Origin of the sequence: Streptomyces sp. NPDC001381, from assembly GCF_042895685.1 — a bacterium.
In the GTDB taxonomy this organism is placed as follows: Bacteria; Actinomycetota; Actinomycetes; order Streptomycetales; family Streptomycetaceae; genus Streptomyces.
The window spans coordinates 438,239-456,738 of sequence record NZ_JBIAWO010000002.1 but is presented as its reverse complement, the minus strand read 5'-3'; the positions used below and the strand labels follow the sequence as shown (position 1 = coordinate 456,738).

The following is an 18,500-nucleotide window of genomic DNA, read 5'->3' as shown; positions in this document are numbered from 1 at the left end:
GCACACCTTCCGCACTCTTCAACGTCCTCAGCGCGCCGCCGGTTCCGCCGGCAGGTCGAAGACGTGGTCCGGGGAGACGATCGTCGTGATCGCGTCGCCGAACAGGGTGCTGGGCTCCTGGTTCCGGTAGTTGACGTCGGTGTTGAGCACCACCACGAGGGTCGCCTGCGCCGACGGCAGATAGATGGTCAGGGACTCGTAGCCGGGCAGGGAGCCGTTGTGGCCGATCCAGCCCTGGACGTCGAAGATGCCGAGGCCGTACCCCGCGCCGGGGATGGGGGTCGGCGGGGTGGTCAGCCGTTGCTTCTGGGTGGCGGGGCTGATCATGCGCCGTCCGTCCGGCAGGACGCCCGTGGCCACCGTGCGCGCCCAGACCCGCAGGTCCTCCAGCTTGGAGATCATCGCGCCGGCCGCCCAGCCCCAGGACGGGTTCCAGTTCGCCGCGTCCTCGACCTCGCCGGTCGCGGTCTGGTCGGTGTAGCCCTGCGAGTGCGGCGTCGGGAACTCGGCACCGACGGGGAACAGGGTGTCGTCCAGGCCGGCCGGCTCCAGGATGTGCTCCTGGACGTACTCGTCGAGCCGCTGACCGCTCATCTGCTCGACGACCAGGCCGAGCAGGATCAGGTTGGTGTTGCAGTACGAGAACTGCTCTCCGGGCGGGAACAGCACGGGGTGCTTGAAGGAGTAGCCGAGCAGTTGCCGCGGGGTGAAGGGCCGGTCGGGGTCGGACGTCAGCGCCTTGAAGAAGTCCTCGTCCTCCGAGTAGTTGAACAGACCGCTGCGCATGCCGGCGAGCTGACGCAGGGTGATCTCGTCTCCGTTCGGCACGCCGTCGACGTACTGGTCGATGGTGTCGTCGAGACCGATCTTGCCCTCGTCGACCAGTTGCAGGACCGCGGTGACGGTGAACGTCTTGGTCTCGCTGCCGATGCGCATGAAGAGGTCCGGGTTCATGGGCCGCCCGGTGCTCTTGTCGGCGACGCCGAAGGACTTGACGTACCGGCCCTTGCCGGGCGTCCAGATGCCGACGCTCACGCCGGGGACGTTCGCCTGTTTCATGACCCGCCGCACGGCCGCGTCCACCTGCTGGCGCACGGCGGGAGTGAGCGCGACGACGCCGTCCCCGGACGAGGACGGCGAGGGTGGTTCGGTGCCGGTGACGACGGAACCGCCCGCATCCGGCAGGGCCACCGCGGCCCCGCCCGCGGCCGGCGCCACCAGTGCCCCCACCGCGGCGGCGACGACGGCCCCCCGGCGCAGTCTGATGTACGGGTGTCTCATGGGCTCGCTCCCGCATGAGGAGATGTGCGCCGCGGCCCCGAGCGCCGCATCAGCGGCACGGACCGCGTGCGCCCCTCACCACCATACGAGCGGGCGCGTACCGCCGCCTGTCGGCGACGGCGCACCGGCGGCGGGCCACCGGGCCCCGGTCACGCCCCGCAGGACCGCAGGAAGGAACGGGTGCGTACCGCGATCGGCAGGGGCTTGTCGGGCTCGCACGGGTACATGTCCTGCTCGACGATGGCGAACAGGTCGACGCCGAGCTTCTGGGCCGCGACCAGCACCGGCTCCAACTCAGGTACTCCGGAGGGTGGTTCGCACATCACCCCGCGCTGGACGGCCGGGCCGAACGGCACCTCGTCGCGCACCACGTCGGCGAGGACCGCCGGGTCCACCTGCTTGAGGTGCAGATAGCCGATGCGTTCGCCGTAGGTCTCGATCAGCTTGACGCTGTCGCCGCCGCAGTAGGCGTAATGACCGGTGTCCAGGCAGAGGTTGACGAGTTCGGTGTCGGTGGAGTCCAGGAACCGCTCGACGTGCTCCTCGGTGTCGATGTGGGTGTCGGCGTGCGGATGGACGACGATGTCGAGGCCGTACTCCTCCTTCACCTCGTGGCCGAGGCGCTCCATGCCCTTGGTGAGGTACGCCCACTGCGCGGCCGTCAGCTCCGGCGGTTCCAGGATCTCCGCGGTCTTGTCGTCGCGCCAGAAGGACGGGATGACGACGAGGTGCTGCGCGCCCGTCGCGCGGGTGAGGGCGGCCACCTGGCTGACGTGCTCCCAGGTGGACTCCCAGACGGACGGCCCGCGGTGCAGACCGGTGAAGACGGTGCCCGCCGAGACCTTCAGGTTCCGTCGGTCGACCTCGTCGGTGAGGCGGGCCGGGTCGGTCGGCAGATAGCCGTACGGACCGAGTTCGATCCAGGAGTAGCCCGCCTCCGCGACCTCGTCCAGAAACCGCTCCCACGGCACCTGCCGGGGGTCGTCCGGGAACCAGACGCCCCAGGAGTCCGGGGCCGATCCGACACGGATGCGGTCCAGCGGGGCGGCCATCTCAGGCCTTCCCCTCGGTGCCGCCCGCCACCGGTGCGGTGAGGTCTCCCTCGTCCGGCAGCTCCTCGACGTCGACGCCGCGGACCTGGGCCAGCTCGTGCTTGAGCGCGGCGAGTTCGGCGCCGCCGGCCATGTGGTTGGTGAGTTCCTCCAGGCTGACCTCGCTGCGGTCGGCCGAGAGTTCCATCGTGCCCAGGCGCAGCACGCTGAAGTGGTCGCCGACCATGTAGGCGTGGTGGGGGTTGTGGGTGATGAAGATGACGCCGAGGCCACGGTCGCGGGCGGCGGCGATGTACTTCAGCACCACACCGGACTGCTTGACGCCGAGGGCGGCGGTGGGCTCGTCCAGGATCAGGACGCGGGCGCCGAAGTAGACGGCGCGGGCGATGGCCACGCACTGGCGCTGGCCGCCCGACAGCGTGCCGATGGGCTGCTCCAGGTCGTCGAGGACGATGCCCATCTCGCGCAGTTCGTGGTCGGCGGTCTCCTTCATCCTCTCGATGTCGAGGCGGCGCACGGGCCAGGGGCCCTTGGTCATCTCGGAGCCGAGGAAGAAGTTGCGCCACACCGGCATCAGCGGCACGGTGGCCAGGTCCTGGTAGACCGTGGCGATGCCCTTGTCGAGGGCCTCGCGGGGGGTGGAGAAGCGCACCGGGGTGCCGTCGACGAGGAATTCGCCCTCGGTGTGCTGGTGCAGCCCGGAGACGATCTTGATGAGGGTGGACTTGCCGGCGCCGTTGTCGCCGAGGACGCAGGTGACCCGGCCGGGGTGCACCTTCAGGTCGACGCCGTGCAGGGCGCGGATGTTGCCGTAGGACTTGCCGGCGTTGCGCAGCTCGACGATCGCCCCGTCCCCGTCGTCCGGGGCGGTGTCGGCGATGACGGCCCCGTGGGTGCCGGTTCCGTTCGTGGATGTCATGGGGGTCACCTCCGGGTCGCCGTGCGGCTGACCCACAGATTGATCAGGACGGCGCCGAGCAGCATCACGCCGAGGAAGGCCTTGAACCAGTCCGGGTTCCAGCCGGCGTACACGATGCCCTGCTGCACCATGCCGAACATGAACGCGCCGAAGACCGGGCCGATCGCGGAGCCGGCGCCGCCGGTCAGCAGACAGCCGCCGATCACGGCCGCCGAGATGTAGATCAGCTCCTGGCCCACGCCCTCGCCGGACTGCACGGTGTTGAAGGTGAACAGCTGGTGCATGCCGACGAACCAGGCGCCGAAGCCGACCAGCATGAACAGCGAGATCTTGGTGAAGTTCACGGGCACGCCGACCGCCCGTGCGCTCTCCTTGTTCCCGCCGACGGCGAAGACCCAGTTGCCGTACCGGGTGCGCAGCAGGACCCAGGTGGCCAGGGCCGCGAAGGCCAGCCAGTAGAAGATGGTGATCTTGACCTGGACGCCGCCGATGTCGAAGGACGAGGCGAAGATCTTCTTCGCCTGGTCGAAGCCGTCCATGTCGCTGATGTCGTCGGTGGCCACGTTGGTGGTGACCAGCTTGGTCACGGCGAGGTTGACGCCCTGCAGGATCAGGAAGGAGCCCAGGGTGATCAGGAAGCTGGGCAGCCCGGTCCTCATCACCATCCAGCCGTTGAAGAAGCCGATGCCGAGGGAGACCAGCAGCGCGACGATCACACCGACCCACACGTTCATGGTCAGCTGGTAGCTGAGCATGCTCGCCGTCAGGGCCGAGGTGATCACGGCGACACCGGCGGAGAGGTCGAACTCGCCGCCGATCATCAGCAGGGCCACGGGCAGGGCCATGATCCCGATGGTGGACGACTGGTACAGGATGTTCGCCATCGAGGAGGCCTCGCGCACCGGCGGGGCCGTGACGAGGAAGAAGACGTACACGGCGACGGCGCCGAGGAAGACGCCCACCTCGGGACGGGCCAGCAGGCGGATGGCCAGCGGTCGTCGGGCGGTCCGGCCGTCGGTCTGCTTCGGGCCGGAGGCCGGCGGTGTGGTCACCGCCGGCCCGGCGTGCTGGGTCATGCTCATCACCGGGTGCCCTTCGCGGCGAACGCGGCCACCGAGTCGACGTTGGTCTTGTCGACGAAGGCCGGACCGGTCAGCACCGGCTGCTCCCCGCCGCCCATGTAGTTGCCGTTGTTCTTGTAGAGCCACAGCGAGTCGATCGCCAGGTAGCCCTGGAGGTAGGGCTGCTGGTCGACGGCGAACTGGATGGTGCCCTTGCTGATGGCTCCGGTCAGGTCCTTGTTCAGGTCGAAGGTGGCGATCTTCGCCTTGCTGCCGGCGTCGGACACCGACTGCACGGCGGTCAGCGCGAACGGGGCGCCGAGCGTGACGACGTAGTCGATGGCCTTGTCCTGGCTCAGCTTGGCGGTGATCGTCGACTTCACCGACGGCATGTCGGTGCCGTTGACGTTGAGCACCTCGGTGGTGCCGGAGAAGGTCTTCTTCACGCCGTCACAGCGCTGGGTCAGACCGATGTTGCCCTGCTCCTGGATGACACAGACGGCCTTCTTGGCGCCGGCCTCGTTCAGGCGCTTGCCGAGCGCCTCACCGGCCACGGTCTCGTCCTGGCCGAAGAACTCCATCAGTCCGAGCTTCTGCCATTCGCTGACACCGGAGTTGAGGCCGACCACGGGTATGTTCGCGGCCTTCGCCTTGGCCACCACGTCCTTGAGGGCGTCGGGCTTGGCGAGGGTGATCGCGATGCCGTCGACCTTCTGGTCGATCGCGTTCTGGACGAGGTTGGACTGGTTGCCCGCGTTCGGGTCGGCGGAGTAGACCAGCTTGACGTTGTCCTTGGCCGCGGCGGCCTCGGCTCCCTTGCGGACGATGTCCCAGAAGGTGTCACCGGGCGACTGGTGGGTCACCAGCGCGACCGTCATCTGCGGGGTGCTCGCCTTGCCCGCGGAGGCGCCGTCCGCGCTCTCCTCGGCCTTCTTGCCGCCGGAGCTGCTGGAGCAGCCCGCGAGGGTCAGGGCCACCGCCGCGGCCATGGCCACGACCGGGGCGATTCTGCGGGAGCGGGGCGAAGAGCTGTCCATCTTTCCTGCACCTCACTGTGCGACGGGGGAAACGACCGGGGAAAGGGGAGGCGATCTCGAGGATCCGGGGCCCGATATTGCTCAGGGTGGGGCCATGCGGCCGGGTCCGCGACTGTTCGGTTTGTACGGACTCGCCTTGTGCACTGCTGGGACGGGATCCAATCCCCTGGCACGCCCGCTGTCAATACTTTGTTAAGACATCATTTCACGAGCAGGTCCGAATGTAAGAACAAACCATTGACAGCGGAGGCCACCGGGACCTACACCTGGGAGACGCCAGGCCCCCCGACCACCGTGAGGAGTGTCGCGCATGGCCGAGTCAGCCCAGCCCCTGGACCTGATCACGATGGGTCGCACCGGAATCGATCTCTACCCCTCGCACGCGGGTGTACCCCTCGCACGCGTGGACGATTCGAGGAGGTTCTCCGACGGTGCCGCCGCGGGTGTGGCGAACACCGCCGCCCGGCTGGGCCGCTCCGCCGCCGTGGTGACCCGCGCCGACGACCTGGACTTCTTCGCGATCCGCGCGGCCCGGGTCTTCTGGTTCACCGGCACCGGGCTGAGCCGGGAGCCGGACCGCTCGGCCACCCTCGCCGCCCTCAAGGTGCGCGACCGGACGGCCGTCACGGTGTTCGGCCTGGACTGGCGGCCCGCGCTCTGGTCCGATCCGGAGGCGGCCCGGCCCTGCTACGCGGAGGGCCTGCGCCACGCGACGATCGCCGTGGGCACGGCCGAGGACTGCGCGATCGCCACCGGCGTGCGCGAACCCCGCGCCTGCGCCGAGGAGTTGCTCGCCGCCGGGGTGGAACTGGCCGTCGTCGGACCCGGGTCGGGGGGTGTCCTCGCCGTGCACCGCGACGGCACCACCGCCGAGCTGCCGGCCGGGGCGGGCGAAACCTTCGGCGGACGGCTCGTCCACGGACTGCTGGCGGGCTGGGCGCTGGAAGAGACCATCCGCTACGCGGCCGACTCAGGAGGTGCCCCCGATGGCGAAGACCGGTGAACGTGCCCGCGCGGTGGCCGCCTCGGCGCTGGACGGGCTGAACTTCGCGCTCGACCGCTCCAGCCCGGTGCCGCTCTACTACCAGCTCGCCCAGCAGCTGGAGTCGGCCATCGAGCACGGCGCGCTCGCCCCGGGCAACCTGCTGGGCAACGAGATCGACCTGTCGACCCGCCTCGGCCTGTCCCGCCCCACGGTCCGCCAGGCCATCCAGTCCCTGGTCGACAAGGGCCTGCTGGTGCGCCGCCGGGGGGTCGGCACACAGGTCGTGCACAGCCAGGTGAAACGGCCGCTGGAACTCAGCAGCCTCTACGACGACCTGGAGGCGGCCGGACAGGGGCCCACCACCCACGTCCTGCGCAACGAACGCGTCCCCGCCACCGCGGACGTGGCGGCCGCACTGGGGATCGCGGAGGGCGCCGAGGTCACGCTCCTGGAGCGGCTGCGCTCGGCGCACGGCCAGCCGGTGGCGTTCCTGTGCAATTACCTGCCCCCGGCCCTGCTCGACCTCGACACGCGGCGGCTGGAGGCGACCGGCCTGTACCACCTGATGCGCGCGGGCGGCATCACCCTGCACAGCGCCCGCCAGACCATCGGCGCCCGCTCGGCCACCGCCGAGGAGGCCGCGCTCCTCGCGGAGGAGGAGGGCGCGGCCCTGCTGACCATGCAGCGCACGGCGTACGACGACACCGGGCGGCCGGTCGAGTACGGGACGCACATCTACCGCGCGTCCCGGTACGCGTTCGACTTCCAGCTGCTGGTCAGAGCGTAGGGACTACCTCGGGGCCATCCGCAGCGCGCCGTCCATGCGGATGGTCTCGCCGTTGAGGTAGTCGTGGTCGATGATCGACAGGGCGAGCTGCGCGTACTCCTCGGGCCGGGCGAGGCGGTGCGGGAAGGGCACGCCCGCCGCGAGGCCGGCCCGGAACTCCTCGGACACGGTGGCCAGCATCGGCGTCTCCACGATGCCCGGGGCGATGGTGCACACCCGGATCCCGTACTGGGCCAGGTCCCGGGCCGCGGGCAGGGTCAGGCCCACCACGCCGCCCTTGGAGGACGAGTAGGCGGCCTGGCCGATCTGGCCGTCGTACGCGGCGATGGACGCGGTGTTGACGATCACGCCCCGCTGGCCGTGCTCGTCCGCCTCGGTCCCGGCGATCGCCTCGGAGGCGAGTGCGAGCACGTTGAAGGTGCCGATCAGGTTGATCTGGATCACCTTGGCGTACAGGCCCAGGTCGTGGACGCCCTTCTTGCCGAGGATCCGCGCGGACGGGCCGATGCCGGCGCAGTTGACGACCGTACGCAGCGGGACGCCCGCGCCCGCCGCGACGGCGACGGCGGCACGGACCTGCTCGGGGTCGGTGACGTCGGCCGGGACGTAGGTGACGCCGTCCACCTTGGGGGCCTTGTCGACGCCGTCCTTGAGGTCGAGGGCGAAGACCTTCGCGCCGCGGCCGGCGAGCGCCTTCGCGGTGGCCGCGCCGAGGCCGGACGCACCGCCGGTGACGAGGGCGGCGGTGTTCTCGAGCTGCATCATCACTCCTTGCCGAGGGCGGTGAGCACACCGCCCTCGTTCCGGTCCAGCGCACGGGAGATGATCATGCGCTGGATCTGGTTGGTTCCTTCGAAGATCTGCATGACCTTGGCCTCGCGCATGTAGCGCTCGACGGGGAAGTCGCGGGTGTACCCGTATCCGCCGAGGACCTGCACGGCGTCCGTGGTCACCTTCATGGCGTTGTCCGTGGCCACGAGTTTGGCGATCGACGCCTCCCGTGTGAAGGGCAGACCGAGGTCCTTCAGCCGCGCGGCGGACAGCGCGGTGGCCCGCGCCGACTCGATCGCGGCCCCCATGTCGGCCAGGACGAACGCCAGCCCCTGGTGCTCGATGATCGGCTTGCCGAAGGTCTCCCGCTCACGCGCGTACCGCACCGCGTGGTCGAGGGCGCCCTGGGCGAGGCCGGTGGCGACGGAGGCGATGCCGAGACGGCCGCAGTCGAGGGAGGCGAGCGCGATCTTCAGACCCTGCCCCTCCTCCCCGATCCGCCGTTCCACCGGCACCCGCACGTCGTCCAGCCGCATGGTGGCCGTCGCCGAGCCGGTCAGTCCCATCTTCCGCTCCGGCGGGTCGGCGCTGAGCCCCGGGGTGTCCGCGGGGACGAGGAAGCAGGAGATGCCGTGGCTGCGGTCGTCGGAGGTGCGGGCCATGACCGTGTAGAAGTCGGCGTACCCGCCGTGGGTCGTCCAGGCCTTGGCGCCGTTGAGGACGTACTCGTCGCCGTCGCGGACGGCCCGGGTCAGCATGGCCGCCGGGTCGGAGCCGGCGTGCGGCTCCGACAGGCAGTACGCCCCGAGCAGCTCCCCGCCGAGCATGTCGGGCAGCCACTTGAGCCGCTGCTCCTCGGTGCCGAAGCGGGCGAGCGGGAAGCAGGACAGGGCGTGCACGGACACGCCCACGGCGACGCTCGACCACACCGCGGCGATCTCCTCCAGCACCTGGAGATAGACCTCGTACGGCTGTCCCGCCCCGCCGTACTCCTCGGCGAACGGCAGCCCGAGCAGGCCGCTGCGGCCGAGGGTGCGGAAGGCGTCCCGGGGGAACGCCCCGTCCGCCTCCGCCTCGGCGACCCGGGGTGCGAGTTCCTTGGCGGCGAGGGTGCGGGTGAGCTGGATGAGCTCCACCGCTTCCTCGGTCGGCAGGGCGCGAGTGGCAGGCATGGTGACCTCCACGAAGTAGTACTGGAAGTGATACTGGAGTGCGTACGAACGTATCATTCACAGTACGGCAAGAGGGCGCCCCTCAGCACCCCCGTTCACCGAGGACTTCAGCCCGGGATCAGGACGAGACGGCGTGCACGATCAAGGAGGCGAGCTGCTCGTACGCCTCCGCGTCGGTCAGCCCGGTCCGCGCCTTCAGCTCGCCCTGCTGGATCTGGCGCATGGTCGCGGCGGCGACCTCGCCCACGAACGCGGTGTGCACGTCACGGAAGGCGCCGCCGGAGACGCCCTCGGCGATCAGCTGCCGCACCCGCTCCGCGGCCATCCGCGTGTTCGCCTCGTACACCTCACGGGCGGGCGGGAAGTCCGCCACGTCGTCGAGGAAGCGGCGCGAGAGCGGGCGCAGCTGTTCGGCCACGGTGGTGAGGTACACCCGGACGCGGTCCGAGGGGTCCACGGTCTGCGCCACCCGCTTCTCGACGGCCTCCGTCGCCCCGCGGAAGTAGTGCTTGGTCGCCTCGACGACCAGGCCCTGCTTGCTGCGGGCGAGCTGGTAGAGCGTGGTCTTCGAGCAGCGCAGCCGCTCGGCGAGGCCGTCGAGGGTGAGATCCGAGAACCCCTCCGCCGTGAGCAGCGCGACGAGTCGTTCCAGCAGGTCGGCCTGTCGGGCGGTACGGCGGGTGGACGGCATGATCCCAGCCTAACCGGCAGGTGGGCCGCGCCGCCCGGCCCTCAGTGCACGGCGTCCAGCCGCGCCCGCTGGTCCTCGGTCAGTTCCAGGTCCACGGCCGCGAGATTCTCCTCCAGCTGCGCCGGCGAGGACGCTCCGGCGAGCGGGAGGACGGGCAGCTCGCCGCCCAACTGCCAGGCCAGCACGACCTGGTTGACGCTCGCTCCGGTCTCGCGCGCCACCTCCCGCAGGACGGCGAGCCGGGCCGGGGTGCCCGGGTGGTCGTAGTCCGCCGGCAGCGGCCGGTCCTGGCGGGTGTACGCGCCCTTGAGCAGCGGCGAGTACGCGACCAGGGTCAGACCGGGCTCGGCCCGCAGATAGCCGAGGAGTTCCGCGCCGGCGTGGCCGAGGCTCCCGTCCGGGAAGAGGTCGTCGGGGATGTCGGTGCGCGGGCGCAGATGGCTGTGCTGGTACTGGAGGACCTCGTAGCCGGGCAGCCCCGCCGCGGCGGCGAGGGCGCGGGCCCGCTCCACCCGCCAGATCGCCTGGTTGCTCACCCCGAGCAGGCCGACCGTGCCCTCGGCGACGAGTTCCGCGAACGCCTCCACGGTCTCGCGCTGCGGGACGGTGTGGTCGTCGATGTGGGCGTAGAGCAGGTCCAGCTTCTCCACGCCGAGCCGGTCCCTGCTGCGTTCGGCCGACTCCCGGATCACTTCGGCCGACAGTCCCTCGGGGTTGTCGACGTAGCCGGTGCCCGGGGCGAGCGGCCGGGCACCGAGTTTGGTGGCGATGACGATCTCGTCCCCGACGCCGCGGCTGCGCCGCCAGCGGCCGAGCAGTTCCTCGCTCTGGCCGCCCTGGCTCCCGTCCTCCCAGAACGCGTAGTTGTCGGAGGTGTCGACGAACGTGCCGCCGGCCTCGACGTATCGGTCGAGGATCGCGAACGACGTCTTCTCGTCGGTCGCCGATCCGAACAGCATCGCGCCGAGCGCGAGCACGCTGACCTCGCGCCGGGTGGCGGGATCGGTTCCTATGGTGCGGTACCTCATGGCGGGTCCTCCCGTCCGGCCGGAGCCACCGCCGGCTCCGGCTCGGAGGGGAGTCTTCACGTTGAAGTGCGCTTCACCGCAAGGCCCTTGCCCGAGCACGGCGTCAGGTCCGGCGGTGCGCAACCGCCGGACCCGACGCGACACGTCGCGAGCGCGAGGTCAGACCTCTTCACGGGGACACCGGCACTCCCGGACCGCTCGTGGGACCGGCGGCGTGCCGACGCCCCCGGTTCAGGTGGCGCTCGTGCAGGCGTTGGCCTGGAGTGCCGCGGTCGTGGTGAGCACCGCGTTCAGCGCCAGGCTGATCTGCGTCTGGTTGAGCGGGAAGGTCGTCACCGCGGCCACCAGGGCCTGCAGGTTCTGCTGGAGCTGCAGGGCGAGGGCAGCGCAGGTGGGCGGCACCGAGGGCACCGTCGGCAGACACAGCTGCGCCTGGAGCTGGACCACGGTGGCCTGGGCGGCGGTGATGGCCGCCTGGGCCGCGACGACGTCGGGCGTCGCGGCGGCCAGAGCCGTCTGGGCGGCCTGCAACTGCGTGGTGAGCTGAGCGGTCAGAGCGGCACAGGTCGCCGCCTTGGTGCCCTCGGTCTTCGCCTCCTGGACGACCGGGAGAGGGGTGCCGGTCTGCGGGTCCGCGGCCGCCGAGGCCGCCGGAGCGACGGCCATGGCCAGGGAGGCCAGGACGGCGGCCGACGCGACAGCGGGCCCGAAGCGCTTGAGAGATGGCATTCCGCGCCTTTCTTCGTGAGTGAACAAGGAAGGTGTGGGGAGGTCCCCGTGTTCAGCAGGCCCCGGAGCGTGACCGGCGGCAAGTCCAGTCGTCCCGCCCGCTCCGGGCCACAGGAGCCGTCGGGGGCCCACGACCGGCGGAAAAGCCCAGTCCAGAGGCATATGAAGCGGACAAGTCACACCAAAGAGCCCGTTACTATGAACGGGTGTTTCGAGGAGGCGGACCGGCGTGTCGGCGGCGGCGCACCGCCGCGCCCGTGCGGGCCGGCCGGCCGGGAGAAGCCGTGAACGACGCGGAGCCCCGCCTCACCGAAGTGAGACAGGGCTCCGAAGCTGCGACCGAGAAAGAATCTCCAGTCGGGACGACAGGATTTGAACCTGCGACCCCTTGACCCCCAGTCAAGTGCGCTACCAAGCTGCGCCACGTCCCGGTGCGCGATCGTCGCGGGTTTCCACGTGATCGCGCGAACAGCACTTTACCCCACACCGGGCGCCGCACCGAAGGGGACCCGGGCGGGGGACAATCGGCGTATGGACCGTTCGGGCAGGACAGGCGGCGCGGACAGCGCGGGGAGCACGGGAGGTACGGGCGGCGGCCGTCCGGCCGGGGCGCGGGACCGGGACGGCGAGGGGCGGGCACGCAGCGCCCGGCCCCGGGACGGGCTGGGGCGGCCCCTGCCGTACGGGACACCAGGGGTGGAGCGGCAGCCCGAAGGGGTCGCGCGGTCCCCGGAGGAGACCGTCGCCGAGGCGCAGGCCCTGCTGGACGCGGGAAAGCCGTTCCACGCGCACGAGGTCTTCGAGGACGCCTGGAAGGCCGGCCCCGAGGCGGAGCGCACCCTGTGGCGCGCGCTCGCCCAGCTCGCGGTGGGCCTCACCCACGCCGCCCGGGGCAACCTCACGGGCGGCCCGCGGCTGCTGCGGCGGGGCGCCGGGTCCGTGGAGGAGTGGGCGGCGGGCGCGGGGCGGGCGCGTCCGTACGGGATGGACCTCGCGGGCCTCGCCGGCTGGGCACGCGCGCTGGCGGACGACGTGGAGCGGACGGGCGCGGCGGTGGACGCGGGACGGCACGCGCCCCGGCTGCGCTGATCCCGCCCCGGTCACCGTCAGTGGCGTACGGCAGACTCGGCGGCGTGCGAAAGATTCATGTCATCGGTATCGGAGCGGGCGACCCCGACCAGCTCACCCTGCAGGCGGTGCGGGCCCTGCGGAGCACGGACGTGTTCTTCGTCCTGGACAAGGGCGAGGTGAAGAGCGATCTGACGCGGCTGCGCCGGGACATGCTCGAGACGCACATACCGGAGGGCTCCTACCGGGTGGTCGAGGCCCGGGATCCGGAGCGGGACCGCAGGGCCGGCGGGGCCGACTACTCCCCCGCGGTCGGCGACTGGCGCAGCGCCCGCGCGGAGATCTACGAGCGGCTGATCGCCGAGGAGCTCGGCGAGGAGGAGAGCGGCGCGTTCCTGGTGTGGGGCGATCCGGCGTTGTACGACAGCACGCTCGGGATCCTGGAGGAGGTGCTGGAGCGGGGCCGGGTGGCGTTCGAGTACGACGTCGTGCCCGGCATCAGCAGTGTCTCGGCGCTGGTCGCCCGGCACCGCACGGGCCTGAACCGGGTGGCGCGGCCGGTGCAGATCACGACCGGGCGGCGGCTCGCCGAGGGGTTCCCGGAGGGGGTGGACGACGTGGTGGTGATGCTGGACGCCCACCAGACGTTCCGGCAGTACGCCGAGGAGGACATCGAGATCTACTGGGGCGCCTACATCGGCACCCCGGACGAGATCCTCGTCTCCGGTCCGATCGCCGAGGCCGCCCCCCGTATCGAGCGGCTGCGTGCGCAGGCGCGCGAGCGCAAGGGCTGGATCATGGACACGTACCTGCTGCGCCGGGGCCCCGGGGAGGGGTGACCCCGTCGGCCGGCCACGACCCCTTGCATGTTCTATGCCATAGAGCATAATTACCGAGCAGTAGCAGGGTCGTGCCCAGCGCACCTGCGGAGAGGTGTGCCATGAGCCCGCGCAGAAGTGACAGCCGTGAACGGATGATCACCGGCGCCGCCGCCCTGCTCGGCGAGCACGGCGCCGCCGGGGTGAGCATCGACCGGGTGCTCGCGCACAGCGGGGCGCCGCGCGGCTCGGTGTACCACCACTTCCCGCGCGGGCGTACCCAACTGATCGACGAGGCCGTGGTGTTCGCCGGGGACTTCATCGCCGGGATGATCGAGGACGCCATGGACGACCCCGATCCGCTGCGGGCCGTCGACGGGTTCTTCACCCTGTGGCGGGACCGGCTGGTGCGCGGCGACTTCCGGGTCGGCTGCCCCGTCGTCGCGGTCGCCGTGGAGAGCGCCGACGCCGCCCCGGAGCCGGCCCGTTCGGCGGCCGCGGCCTTCGCGCGCTGGCAGCAGGCGCTGGCCACGCTGCTGCTGCGCCACGGGCTGGCCGAGGAGCGCAGCCGGCGGCTGGCCGCGTTCGTCATCGCCTCCGTCGAGGGGGCGGTGGTGATGTGCCGGGCCGAGCGGAGCACCGCCCCGATCGACGCGGCCGCCGTGGAGATCCACGACCTGCTGGAACACGCCCTGCGGTCCGCGGGACCGCGCGGCTGACGGGTCCGAACCCGGTCCCCGTCCGAACCTCCGTCGTGTCCGGGCCTTCCTCCTGTCCGCATGTCCGTCCCGTCCCACTGTCCGTCCCGTCCGAGCGGCCGTCCCGTCCGAGCGTGTCTCGCGTCCGGCCGTGTCTCCCGTCCGCCTGACGTGTGTCCCGTCCACCGGACGTGTCTCCCGTCCGAGCCTGTCCCTCGTCCGAAGGAGTAGCCGTGCCCGAGCTCGACCGTCAGAAGAACGTCTTCGTCCTCGACCTCGGGGACGGGGAGAACCGCTTCCACCCCGACTGGCTCGCCGCCGTCGACGCCGCCCTGGACGAGGTGGAGAAGACGGAGGGGCCGCGCGCCCTGGTGACGGCCGCGACCGGCAGGTTCTACTCCAACGGCCTCGACCTGGACTGGCTGCTCGCCCATGCGGACCGGCAGCGTGACTACGTGATCTCGGTGCACGCGCTCTTCGCCCGGCTGCTGACCCTGCCGCTCGTCACGGTGGCCGCGCTGCAGGGGCACACCTTCGCGGCGGGCGCGATGTTCTCACTGGCCCACGACGTCCGGGTGATGCGCGCCGACCGCGGCTTCTGGTGCCTGCCCGAGGCCGACCTCGGCATCCCGTTCTCGCCGGGCATGTCCGCCCTCATCCAGGCCCGGCTCGCCCCGCGGGCCGCGCACGAGGCCATGGTCACCGCCCGCCGCTACGGCGGCCGGGAGGCGCTGGCCGCCGGGATCGTGGACCACACGGCCGACGAGGACGCCGTACGGACCACGGCCGTCGAGCTCGCCGCGGCCCAGGCCGGGAAGGCGGGCGACACCCTGCGCGCCATCAGGTCGCGCATGTACGCGCCCGTGCTGACGGCCCTGCGGGACCGGGAGAACCCGCTCGGCGACTGAGCACCCGGACCACAGCACACAGCAAGCCCTCCGAAAGGATCCGCCGTGACCACCACCGACCTCTCCGCCCTGTCCGGCCTCGAACTCATGCGTCTCGTGCAGGCCGGGAACCTGAGCGACACGCCGTCCATCGGGCGGCTGCTCGGGATGCGCTTCGACGAGGTGGAGCCCGGGCGGATCGTGATCTCCCTCGACACCCGCCCCGACTTCGCCAACCCCCTCGGCACCGTGCACGGCGGCATAGCCGCGACCCTGCTGGACTCGGTCCTGGGCTGCGCGGTGCACACCACCCTGCCCGCCGGCACCGGCTACACCACGCTGGAGCTGAAGGTGAACTACATACGGGCCGCCCGCACCGACGGGCAGACCCTGACCGCCGAGGGCACCGTCATCCACGCGGGCCGCCGCACCGCCACCGCCGAGGGCAGGGTCGTCGACGAGCGGGGCAGGCTGATCGCCCACGCGACGACCACGTGCATGATCCTCCCGGCGGACGGCTGATCCCGGCGCTATCGTCCCCGTATGGAAGCCCGTGTGGATGCCCGTACGGAAGCCCCGCCGGCCGGCGTGCGGGCCGTCCTGGTCGACATCGACGGGGTGCTCACCGTCTCCTGGAAGCCGCTGCCGGGCGCGGTCGAGGCGCTGCGGGCGCTCCGGGAGGCGGGGTTCGCGGTCGCCCTGGTGACCAACACGACCTCCCGGACCCGTGCCTCGATCGCGCGCACGCTCGCGGACGCCGGCTTCCCGGTGACCGCCGAGGACGTCCTCACCGCCCCGGCGGTGACCGCCGCGCATCTGGCCGAGCACTGTCCGGGAGCCCGGTGCGCGCTGCTGAACAGCGGTGACGTCGCGGAGGACCTGGCCGGGGTCACGCTCGTGGACCAGGGGGCCGAGGACGCCGGGGACGTCGACGTGGTCGTCGTCGGCGGTGCCGGCCCCGAGTTCGGGTACGCGGCGCTGGACCGGGTCTTCGGGCACCTCCAGCGGGGCGCGCGGCTGGTGGCGATGCACCGGAACCTGTACTGGCGCACGGACACCGGACTGCGGCTGGACTCGGGCGCGTTCGTGACCGGTCTGGAAGCGGCCGCGCGGGTCGAGGCCGAGGTCACCGGGAAGCCGTCCCCGGCGTTCTTCGCCGCGGCCCTCGGGCACCTCGGCGCCGGGGCGGACGAGGCGCTGATGGTGGGCGACGACATCGAGTCGGACGTCCTGGCCGCCCAGCGGGCCGGGATCACCGGGGTGCTGGTGCGGACGGGCAAGTACCTGCCGGAGACGCACCGGGAGGCGAGCGGCACCCCCGACCACGTCGTCGACTCCTTCGCGGACCTTCCGGGTCTCCTGGGTCTAGCGCAGTAGCAGCTGGACGCCGCCCACCACCGTCGCCGCGATGACGAGCTGTTCGAACAGCCGCTGGTTGATGCGGTGCACGGCCCACTTGCCGACCAGCGCGCCGGGGACGACGAACAGGGCGAGCGCGGCGTCCAGGAGCAGCGAGCGGCCGTCGATCAGGCCGAGGCCGACGCTGAACGGCACCTTCGTGACGTTGACGATGAGGAAGAAGAACGCGGAGGTGCCCAGGAAGCCGAGTTTGCGGAAGCCCGCCGAGAGCAGGTACAGCGACATCACGGGCCCGCCGGCGTTGGCCACCATCGTGGTGAAGCCGCCCAGGACGCCGTAGGAGCGGGCCTTCACGCGGCCGGCGCGGGTGACCACGGCGTCGGGATCGTCGGCCGCCCCGGCGGTGCGGCGGCGCCACACCGTGACGCCGGCCATCAGCAGCAGGATCGCGCCGATCGAGGTGCGCACGGCGCCGTCGTCGGCCCACATCAGGAAGACCGTGCCGACGACGACCCCCGCCGCGACCGCCGGGAACAGCCGCCACAGGGTGGGCCAGTGGGCGTGCCGCCGGTAGGTCAGGACGGCCAGCACGTCCCCCGCGATCAGCAGCGGCAGCAGGACGCCGGTGGAGGCACGGGCGGGCAGCACCGCGGCGAAGATCGCCAGGCTGACGGTGTTGGCGCCGCTCACCGCCGTCTTGGAGAAGCCGACGAGCAGAGCCGCGAAGGCGAGGGCGGCGAACTCCCAGCCGGTGATGTGCCACAGAGTCATCGTGTTCATGCGGAGACCGATGCTATGCGCACGCATACGGCGGCATCAGCACCGTCTCGCCAGATGACCACCGGGCCGGAGCCGGTCCGCAGTGGCGCCAGTGGCGCTAGTGGCGCTCGACCAGCACCGCGCTGCCCTGCCCCACCCCCACGCACATGGTCGCCAGGCCGCGCTCCGCTCCCGTGCGGCGCATGCGGTGGAGCAGGGTGGTGAGGATGCGGGCGCCGGAGCAGCCGAGGGGGTGGCCGAGGGCGATCGCGCCGCCGCTGGGGTTGACCAGGTCGGGGTCGATGCCGAGCTGGTCGACGCAGGCGAGCGCCTGGGCGGCGAACGCCTCGTTGAACTCGGCCTCCTGGACGTCCTCGACGCGCCACTCCGCTCGCGCGAGCGCCTTCCGGGTGGCCGGGACGGGTCCGATGCCCATGACGTCCGGATGCACCCCGGCGGAGGCGCCCGCGACATACCGTCCCAGGGACTCCAGACCCAGCTCGTTGAGGGCCTCCTCGCTGACGAGGAGGAGTCCGGCCGCCCCGTCGTTCATGGGCGAGGCGTTGCCCGCGGTGACCGTGCCGCCCTGCCGGAAGACGGGCTTCAGGCTCGCCAGCTTCTCGTACGAGGTGTCCTCGCGGATGCTCTCGTCGGCGTCGACGACCACGCCGTCCGGGCGGGTGACCGGGAGGAGTTCGTCGTCGAAGTGGCCGTTCTTGCGGGCGATCGCGGCGTGCCGGTGGCTGCGCAGGGCGAACGCGTCCTGGCGTTCGCGGGAGACGCCGTACCGCGCGGCGACCTCCTCGGCCGTCTCGCCCATGGACAGCAGACCGTGCAGGTCCTTCATGGCGGGGTTGACCAGGCGCCAGCCGAGGCGGGTGTCGACGGTCTCGACGCGGTGCGGCAGGGCCTCGTCGGGGCGGGCCAGCACGAAGGGGGCGCGGCTCATCGACTCGGAACCGCCGGCGAGCACGATGTCGGCCTCGCCCGCGGCGATGGTGCGGGCGGCGGTCGTGACGGCCTCCAGACCGGAGGCGCACAGCCGGTTCACCGTGGCGCCCGGCACGGTCTCCGGGAGCCCCGCGAGGAGGGCGGCCATCCGGGCGACGTTGCGGTTGTCCTCGCCGGCCTGGTTGGCGGCGCCCCAGTAGACGTCGTCGACGCGGGCCGGGTCGAGCGCGGGCACGTCGGCGACCAGGGCGCGGATCACGGCCGCCGCCAGGTCGTCGGGGCGTACGGCGGACAGGGCGCCGCGCAGTCGGCCGATGGGGGTGCGGCGGGCGGCGGCGAAGTGGACGGGACGCACGACGGGACTCCTTGGTTAGCGCTGCTAGTTTTTGACTGTAGACCCCGGCCCGGCCCCCTGGGAAGATCCCCGCAGGCCTTCACCGACGCAGC

Annotated in this window: 20 protein-coding genes and 1 tRNA gene; 8 read left to right on the top strand and 13 right to left on the bottom strand. The window is 71.8% G+C overall.

The annotated features are described in order from the left end of the window. Positions 1-27 precede the first annotated feature (27 nt). From ACFY2L_RS09160 to ACFY2L_RS09140, 5 genes are all read right to left on the bottom strand, one after another. Positions 28-1,281: a serine hydrolase domain-containing protein gene (locus tag ACFY2L_RS09160; protein WP_390656267.1), complete on the bottom strand. Its 1,254-nt coding sequence runs from the start codon at positions 1,279-1,281 to the stop codon at positions 28-30. A gap of 149 nt (positions 1,282-1,430) precedes the next feature. After that, the gene (locus ACFY2L_RS09155; protein WP_390656266.1) at positions 1,431-2,333 is read right to left on the bottom strand and encodes a sugar phosphate isomerase/epimerase family protein; all 903 of its coding nucleotides are present in this window, start codon (positions 2,331-2,333) and stop codon (positions 1,431-1,433) included. Position 2,334: 1 nt separating this feature from the next. Further along, the gene (locus ACFY2L_RS09150) at positions 2,335-3,252 is read right to left on the bottom strand and encodes an ATP-binding cassette domain-containing protein (RefSeq protein WP_390656265.1); all 918 of its coding nucleotides are present in this window, start codon (positions 3,250-3,252) and stop codon (positions 2,335-2,337) included. A gap of 5 nt (positions 3,253-3,257) precedes the next feature. Then, positions 3,258-4,334, bottom strand: a complete 1,077-nt coding sequence (locus tag ACFY2L_RS09145; RefSeq protein ID WP_390656264.1) for an ABC transporter permease — start codon at positions 4,332-4,334, stop codon at positions 3,258-3,260. Then, positions 4,334-5,350 (bottom strand): sugar ABC transporter substrate-binding protein, encoded by a 1,017-nt coding sequence (locus tag ACFY2L_RS09140; RefSeq protein WP_390656263.1) that lies wholly within the window; start codon positions 5,348-5,350, stop codon positions 4,334-4,336. Before ACFY2L_RS09140 ends, ACFY2L_RS09145 begins: the two co-directional genes overlap by 1 nt. A gap of 310 nt (positions 5,351-5,660) precedes the next feature. Between ACFY2L_RS09140 and ACFY2L_RS09135 the strand changes: the two genes are divergently transcribed. Together ACFY2L_RS09135 and ACFY2L_RS09130 are read left to right on the top strand one after the other, a co-directional pair. Continuing rightward, on the top strand, positions 5,661-6,353 hold the full coding sequence (locus ACFY2L_RS09135; protein WP_390656262.1) for a PfkB family carbohydrate kinase: 693 nt from the start codon (positions 5,661-5,663) through the stop codon (positions 6,351-6,353). Further along, positions 6,337-7,122, top strand: coding sequence for a GntR family transcriptional regulator (locus ACFY2L_RS09130; protein WP_390656261.1), 786 nt, complete (start codon positions 6,337-6,339; stop codon positions 7,120-7,122). Before ACFY2L_RS09135 ends, ACFY2L_RS09130 begins: the two co-directional genes overlap by 17 nt. Before the next feature lie 3 nt (positions 7,123-7,125). On the opposite strand, the gene ACFY2L_RS09125 is transcribed toward ACFY2L_RS09130, so the two are convergent. The 6 genes from ACFY2L_RS09125 to ACFY2L_RS09100 all read right to left on the bottom strand — a co-directional run bounded on the left by ACFY2L_RS09125 (position 7,126) and on the right by ACFY2L_RS09100 (position 11,944). After that, the gene (locus tag ACFY2L_RS09125; RefSeq protein WP_390822398.1) at positions 7,126-7,884 is read right to left on the bottom strand and encodes an SDR family NAD(P)-dependent oxidoreductase; all 759 of its coding nucleotides are present in this window, start codon (positions 7,882-7,884) and stop codon (positions 7,126-7,128) included. A gap of 2 nt (positions 7,885-7,886) precedes the next feature. After that, positions 7,887-9,065, bottom strand: coding sequence for an acyl-CoA dehydrogenase family protein (locus tag ACFY2L_RS09120; protein ID WP_390656260.1), 1,179 nt, complete (start codon positions 9,063-9,065; stop codon positions 7,887-7,889). 118 nt (positions 9,066-9,183) lie between these two features. Then, the gene (locus tag ACFY2L_RS09115; RefSeq protein ID WP_390656259.1) at positions 9,184-9,756 is read right to left on the bottom strand and encodes a TetR/AcrR family transcriptional regulator; all 573 of its coding nucleotides are present in this window, start codon (positions 9,754-9,756) and stop codon (positions 9,184-9,186) included. 41 nt (positions 9,757-9,797) lie between these two features. Beyond that, positions 9,798-10,784 (bottom strand): aldo/keto reductase, encoded by a 987-nt coding sequence (locus ACFY2L_RS09110; protein WP_390656258.1) that lies wholly within the window; start codon positions 10,782-10,784, stop codon positions 9,798-9,800. 231 nt (positions 10,785-11,015) lie between these two features. After that, entirely contained in the window at positions 11,016-11,513 is a 498-nt protein-coding gene (locus tag ACFY2L_RS09105; protein ID WP_390656257.1) for a hypothetical protein, read from the bottom strand. A 357-nt stretch (positions 11,514-11,870) separates the two neighbouring features. After that, positions 11,871-11,944, bottom strand: a tRNA-Pro gene (locus ACFY2L_RS09100). Between the two features lie 100 nt (positions 11,945-12,044). On the opposite strand from ACFY2L_RS09100, the gene ACFY2L_RS09095 reads away from it, so the two are divergent. From ACFY2L_RS09095 to ACFY2L_RS09070, 6 genes are all read left to right on the top strand, one after another. Then, on the top strand, positions 12,045-12,602 hold the full coding sequence (locus tag ACFY2L_RS09095; protein ID WP_390656256.1) for a DUF309 domain-containing protein: 558 nt from the start codon (positions 12,045-12,047) through the stop codon (positions 12,600-12,602). A 44-nt stretch (positions 12,603-12,646) separates the two neighbouring features. Next, positions 12,647-13,420 carry a precorrin-6A synthase (deacetylating) gene (gene cobF, locus ACFY2L_RS09090; RefSeq protein ID WP_390656255.1) on the top strand — a complete coding sequence of 258 codons (774 nt, stop codon included), beginning with the start codon at positions 12,647-12,649 and terminating at the stop codon, positions 13,418-13,420. A gap of 101 nt (positions 13,421-13,521) precedes the next feature. Then, positions 13,522-14,118: a TetR/AcrR family transcriptional regulator gene (locus ACFY2L_RS09085; RefSeq protein WP_390821925.1), complete on the top strand. Its 597-nt coding sequence runs from the start codon at positions 13,522-13,524 to the stop codon at positions 14,116-14,118. Positions 14,119-14,330: 212 nt separating this feature from the next. Beyond that, on the top strand, positions 14,331-15,005 hold the full coding sequence (locus ACFY2L_RS09080) for an enoyl-CoA hydratase-related protein (RefSeq protein WP_390821924.1): 675 nt from the start codon (positions 14,331-14,333) through the stop codon (positions 15,003-15,005). 45 nt (positions 15,006-15,050) lie between these two features. Continuing rightward, on the top strand, positions 15,051-15,506 hold the full coding sequence (locus tag ACFY2L_RS09075) for a PaaI family thioesterase (RefSeq protein ID WP_390656252.1): 456 nt from the start codon (positions 15,051-15,053) through the stop codon (positions 15,504-15,506). Between the two features lie 21 nt (positions 15,507-15,527). Then, the gene (locus ACFY2L_RS09070) at positions 15,528-16,361 is read left to right on the top strand and encodes an HAD-IIA family hydrolase (protein WP_390656251.1); all 834 of its coding nucleotides are present in this window, start codon (positions 15,528-15,530) and stop codon (positions 16,359-16,361) included. Here the strand turns inward: ACFY2L_RS09070 and ACFY2L_RS09065 are convergent. Both ACFY2L_RS09065 and ACFY2L_RS09060 read right to left on the bottom strand, forming a co-directional pair. Further along, complete coding sequence (locus ACFY2L_RS09065; RefSeq protein ID WP_390821923.1) at positions 16,350-17,123, bottom strand: sulfite exporter TauE/SafE family protein; 774 nt, start codon at positions 17,121-17,123, stop codon at positions 16,350-16,352. The genes ACFY2L_RS09070 and ACFY2L_RS09065 overlap by 12 nt on opposite strands. A 97-nt stretch (positions 17,124-17,220) precedes the next feature. After that, a complete protein-coding gene (locus ACFY2L_RS09060) occupies positions 17,221-18,408 on the bottom strand; it encodes a thiolase family protein (RefSeq protein WP_390656249.1) in 1,188 nt (395 codons plus the stop codon). Between the last annotated feature and the right edge of the window lie 92 nt (positions 18,409-18,500).

Bases quoted from the DNA above. Each gene is read 5' to 3' on its own strand.
- ACFY2L_RS09085 (WP_390821925.1), top strand. From the start codon at position 13,522: ATGAGCCCGCGCAGAAGTGACAGCCGTGAACGGATGATCACCGGCGCC.
- ACFY2L_RS09065 (WP_390821923.1), bottom strand. From the start codon at position 17,123: ATGAACACGATGACTCTGTGGCACATCACCGGCTGGGAGTTCGCCGCC.
- ACFY2L_RS09155 (WP_390656266.1), bottom strand. From the start codon at position 2,333: ATGGCCGCCCCGCTGGACCGCATCCGTGTCGGATCGGCCCCGGACTCC.
- ACFY2L_RS09125 (WP_390822398.1), bottom strand. From the start codon at position 7,884: ATGCAGCTCGAGAACACCGCCGCCCTCGTCACCGGCGGTGCGTCCGGC.
- ACFY2L_RS09070 (WP_390656251.1), top strand. From the start codon at position 15,528: ATGGAAGCCCGTGTGGATGCCCGTACGGAAGCCCCGCCGGCCGGCGTG.
- ACFY2L_RS09145 (WP_390656264.1), bottom strand. From the start codon at position 4,334: ATGAGCATGACCCAGCACGCCGGGCCGGCGGTGACCACACCGCCGGCC.
- ACFY2L_RS09130 (WP_390656261.1), top strand. From the start codon at position 6,337: ATGGCGAAGACCGGTGAACGTGCCCGCGCGGTGGCCGCCTCGGCGCTG.
- ACFY2L_RS09115 (WP_390656259.1), bottom strand. From the start codon at position 9,756: ATGCCGTCCACCCGCCGTACCGCCCGACAGGCCGACCTGCTGGAACGA.
- ACFY2L_RS09150 (WP_390656265.1), bottom strand. From the start codon at position 3,252: ATGACATCCACGAACGGAACCGGCACCCACGGGGCCGTCATCGCCGAC.
- ACFY2L_RS09120 (WP_390656260.1), bottom strand. From the start codon at position 9,065: ATGCCTGCCACTCGCGCCCTGCCGACCGAGGAAGCGGTGGAGCTCATC.
- ACFY2L_RS09140 (WP_390656263.1), bottom strand. From the start codon at position 5,350: ATGGACAGCTCTTCGCCCCGCTCCCGCAGAATCGCCCCGGTCGTGGCC.
- ACFY2L_RS09110 (WP_390656258.1), bottom strand. From the start codon at position 10,784: ATGAGGTACCGCACCATAGGAACCGATCCCGCCACCCGGCGCGAGGTC.
- ACFY2L_RS09160 (WP_390656267.1), bottom strand. From the start codon at position 1,281: ATGAGACACCCGTACATCAGACTGCGCCGGGGGGCCGTCGTCGCCGCC.
- ACFY2L_RS09135 (WP_390656262.1), top strand. From the start codon at position 5,661: ATGGCCGAGTCAGCCCAGCCCCTGGACCTGATCACGATGGGTCGCACC.
- ACFY2L_RS09105 (WP_390656257.1), bottom strand. From the start codon at position 11,513: ATGCCATCTCTCAAGCGCTTCGGGCCCGCTGTCGCGTCGGCCGCCGTC.
- ACFY2L_RS09095 (WP_390656256.1), top strand. From the start codon at position 12,045: ATGGACCGTTCGGGCAGGACAGGCGGCGCGGACAGCGCGGGGAGCACG.